This is a genomic window from Pontibacter sp. HJ8 (assembly GCF_054824225.1).
The window spans coordinates 1-4,598 of record NZ_JSYF01000173.1; the positions used below are offsets into that span (position 1 = coordinate 1).

The following is a 4,598-nucleotide window of genomic DNA, read 5'->3' on the forward strand; positions in this document are numbered from 1 at the left end:
CCAGGGTGATGAGGAAAAGCTGCAGCCCTGTGTTCGGGAAAACCACCTCGCGGTAGTCGTTGGTGAAGTTAGCAGGTATAGGCCGGCCTAAAAAGAGCTCGTATAGCCCCGAGAAAAAATTCTGTATCATTCTTAGTCTGCTTTGTTGAATTGCACGGTTACACTGAAAATATTATCACTCTTATCTCTGTATAATGCTTGAACACCATCCATTATTTTATTCAGCTGGTAGGTTTTTTTCGGATCGGCTACCGGGTTGTTGTCGTTGTCTGTAGACCAGGCATTGATCCAGGTAGGGTATACCTGTGGCAGCTGTAGGTATACCGAGCCTGTATTGGCTGTCAGCTGGGGTACCTGCACCCGCACAAAGTGCGAAAACCGGGCCAACTCCGGCGTCGCTTTTATACCTTCATCGGCCGCCGTAACAGACACCATGGATGCGCGGCAGCCATTGCCGACTACCTTCAGGTTGCGTTTCAGGTAGTCCAGGCGTTGCATGGTGGCTGGCAGGGCAGTGAGATCCAGACCGACCGTAAATTCTACCGGCTCTTTCGGTTGCGGCTGCAGGTTGACAGCGGTGCAGGGGTCGGCATTGCGGCTGCTGCAGTATACGATACCGGCCGGCTTAAATTCTTTCTGCTTTAACAAGGCCGAATAAGGGATGGCTTTGTACTCGAAGCCAAAGTAGGCCTGCTGCGCCGGCAGGTCGCGGAACACCCGGTTGATGACGACCTGGACTTCCTCCTGTTTGCCGATCACCCAGGTATAGAACGGAATTTGTTCCCCTTTCAATGTTCTTCTCACTTCGGGTTTTTTCACGGCCGGATGGTAGGTGCCATGGAAGGCAGATGCATCTGCCAGTACGGCTACTGCAAGACCCTGCCGTTCGGCTTCGCGCAGGCTGCTCCGGATGTCGGAGTCAAGCGAAAGAAACTGTCCCTGGTCGCTGGGCCCGTGTATAAAATCAGAAATGACCACTGCCACGGCATCCTCTTCCAGAGAGTTCTGCAGGGCCGCCCGCAGCAAGTCGGGAAGCGGGGTGCCGCGCACATCGTCCTTTATGCCGCTCACGATGTAGCTCTTCATAGTAGCATAGGAAACACTGTCCAGCACCGGTTTACCCTGGGCATCTTCCTTGGCCAGGTAAAAGCCTTTGGCATAGACGTAGCGCCCGTCCTGTACCTCCGAGATGAGCTTGTTCATCCGCACCTGGAAAGCGGTGGCTTCCTTACCGGCAACGGATGCCGGCATAAAGCCCTTCATGCCGTTCGATACCTCCAGGTATACATTTACATTGACCGTTTCGGGCGTGTTTTCTGTTGCTACACTGGCTGTGGGTGGGGCAGACGGCTTGTCCTGCGGAGGTGTTTCCGGATCCGGGTCTGTTTCTACATCGCCGCTTTTTTTGGTGTAGCAGCCAGAGAAGACCAGGACCATGCAAAGCAGCAGCACTTGTAGGCTACTAACTGACTTTTTTAGAGGCATGCACTATTGTTTAATTAGCTTTGGGCAATACTGTGAAAATGTACGTAAGGTTGTGTTGCTTGAAGGTATGCGTTCCTGTCAAAAGCGCTCTTCTGCTGCTGCTGCAGCAGTAAAAAATAGCACAACCCTGTTGGTGCCGTTACAGAAACCTTTCAACGAAATAGTCAACGCATTAGATTCATATAATAGTATATTATTATATACAAAGCACGCCAACCGGTTGTTCTTACTTGTATTACTGCCTGTACAGGCTTAGTACCTATACTTAAACGCAGTAACAGAGGATGTGTTCAGCGGCTGTAAGGTAAGGGAAAAGCGAATGATTCTAAAAAAATTAAACTATTTTCAAACATTCAGTAACCCTCCTGGAACATGCGCCGTATAAAAGGATGGCTAAAAGTTGAAAAGTTAATTAATTTACTAATGATCTTTTCACAATATAGGTAAAGGCTCCTTCATCAGGAGCCTTTACTTTTTTAACCCAGTTCCTGACTCCAGTCAAAATTCTCTTCGAGCAGGCTTTCCAGTATCTCTTTGGTCAAGGGCTTGTTGAGGAAGTTGTTGATTCCGGCTGCCCGTACACGCTCTTCATCTTTCGGGTTCAGCGAAGTAGTCAGTACAGCGATCAGCACCGATTCTTTGAAGGGGCAGTCCAGCTCTTTAAAAGCCTCCAGAAATCCAAAACCATCCAGCACAGGCATATTGATATCCAACAGGATAAGCTGCGGCAAATTACCCGCACCCCCTTCCGGCCCCTGGCATTTCTCCCGTATCAGTTCAATCGCTTCTCTCCCGTTGCGGGCAGTATACAGTTCGTCTGTGATTTTATATTTTCTGATAAGTAATTCATTTATGAAGTTTGAAGCCTTGTCGTCATCTACCAGCAAAATAGAATTGATCTTATTCATAGTAATAGTTGTAAATGCAAACCCACAGCGAATAACTGAGTATTGGTTTAATGTTTGAAATATATTTTAAACGTGGAGCCTACTCCCAGCTGACTTTCAACTTCTATCCTGCCACCGGCATTTTCTACAATACGCTTGACGATGTATAATCCGATGCCTGAGCCCTCTACATGATCGTGCAATCGCTTGAACATTGAGAAGATTTTCACCTCATTGGCCATGTCTATTCCTAGGCCGTTGTCCGTAACCGAAAGAATCAGGTGCCCGGGAGTCATCTCTGTAGCCACCACAATGTGTGGTTTCCGGTCCGGCGACTTATACTTGAGGGCATTGCTGATCAGGTTATAAACTACACTACGGATATTCTTTGCCGAAAACTGAATATTTGTTCCCTGGCTCATTTCGGTCACGATCGTCGCCCCGCTTTCCCGGATCACCGGTTCAAAATCCAGCGCTACCTGCGTCACCACTTCCGCCAGATCTACATACGTAACGTCTTCCCCGGCTTCCCGCTGGATTTTGGCTACTTCTGTCAGGTCCAACAAAGCTTTTTTAAACCGCTCAATGGAGCTGTAGATGAGCACGGTCAGTTGTTGTACCACTTCAGAGGCCCGGGTTTCATCCGACAGGTGGTCCATCATCGCCAGCATCAGCCCTTCGATATTCGAGATAGGCGCTTTCAGGTCGTGCGAAGCCGCGTATACGAAGTTATCCAGGTCTGCATTGATGGCCAGGAGTTCGCGGTTGATGACTTCGGTCTCGCGCCGCGCTGCCACCTGTTCACTGATGTCGATGGCAACTGCTATGATTCCCGTAACCGTGCCCAGTGCATTCCGTACGGGCTGGTAGACAAAATTAAGGTATACCTCTTCCAGCTTCCCCTTGCGATCCAGCACGATCGGAAGCTCATGGGCAATATAAGGTATACCGGTTGTGTATACCTGGTCGAGCAGTTCCTTTATACCCTGTTCCCGCACCTCAGGCAGCGCGTCCAGCACAGGCATACCCAGTATATCTTCCTGCCTGCGTCCCCATATCTCACAAACACCCGGGTTGGCCAACTCAATGTTATAGTTCGGCCCCCGCAGGATCGTTATACCTACCGGGGCCTGCTGGAACATCTCATTCAGCGATTCCCGTTGCTTTAAGGCTGCTTCCCGCACCTGCACACTCGTGATAGAGGTAGCAATGTGGCCTGTCAACAGCATGTGAAAATTCTGATAATCCGCATCGTACTCCAGTTGCGGATTGATGCCGGAAATATAGATCCCGATCAGCTGGTTTTGTCCCGGCTTCAGAATAGGCAGGATCACCGCCTGCTCCTGATCTGCAGGAGCAACACGGGCGGCCTGCAGCAGGTCCGCGATAGCACTTCGCGGGATGATCTCCGTCTGCCTGGTTCGCAAGACTTTGGCCAGCGGGCTATCCGGGACAGCACGTAATTTTGTCAGATCCAGGATTTCCTGCCCTGCATACGCATCGATATCTCCTGCCTTGCCCATCCGCCTAGCTTCTGTACCTGCTTCGTTGAGCAGATAAATGAGGTTAAACGGAATGTCTCTCGGATTAGTATGGAAGATATCACAGGCCGTCTGGCAGGTCTGTTCCAGATTCTCTGTCAGAGCGAGGGCTTCGGAGATATCCTTCAGCGTTTTAAGACGCCTCTGCCCGATCACATGCGACGTAACTTCATAGCAGGCACAGAATATACCGGCTACCTCGCCTTTGTCATCAAAAGCCGGGCTATAGGAAAAAGTCCAGTACGTTTCTTCCTTAAAATCTTTCCGATCCAAGAACAACTGCAGATTCTCAGCATAGAACGTGGTGCCGTCCTTCATAATGTCTGCTGCGATCACACCCACCTGGTGCCATATTTCAGCCCAGGCATCGGCGGCACGAGCCCCCAATGCTTTCGGATGTTTTTTTCCGAGTGCAGGCAGGTAGGCATCGTTATGGAACATGTAGAATTCATCCGACCACCAGACAAACATCGGAAATCCGGAATGCAAAAGCAGCCGGATGTTCGTTTTCAGGCTTTGGGGCCAGTGTGCAGGGTTGCCAAGCGGATGGGTATTCCAGTCATAACCGCGCATCAGGGCGCCCATTTCGCCACCTCCCTGGAAAATTCCCTGGTATTCACTATGCGTCACACTGCTTTCGGCTTCGGGCATGTATACTGGATTTATGAGAACTGAATAAAAGCTT

3 protein-coding genes are annotated in these 4,598 nt (G+C 50.1%); all 3 read right to left on the bottom strand.

The features are described 5' to 3' along the window. Nucleotides 1-132: 132 nt before the first annotated feature. Nucleotides 133-1,485, bottom strand: coding sequence for a hypothetical protein (locus OB13_RS08830; protein ID WP_461489797.1), 1,353 nt, complete (start codon nucleotides 1,483-1,485; stop codon nucleotides 133-135). 476 nt (nucleotides 1,486-1,961) lie between these two features. Then, the gene (locus tag OB13_RS08835) at nucleotides 1,962-2,393 is read right to left on the bottom strand and encodes a response regulator (RefSeq protein WP_461489798.1); all 432 of its coding nucleotides are present in this window, start codon (nucleotides 2,391-2,393) and stop codon (nucleotides 1,962-1,964) included. A gap of 47 nt (nucleotides 2,394-2,440) precedes the next feature. Continuing rightward, nucleotides 2,441-4,598, bottom strand: a 2,158-nt coding sequence (locus OB13_RS08840) for a PAS domain-containing sensor histidine kinase (protein WP_461489799.1), incomplete at its 5' end; no start/stop codon positions are given.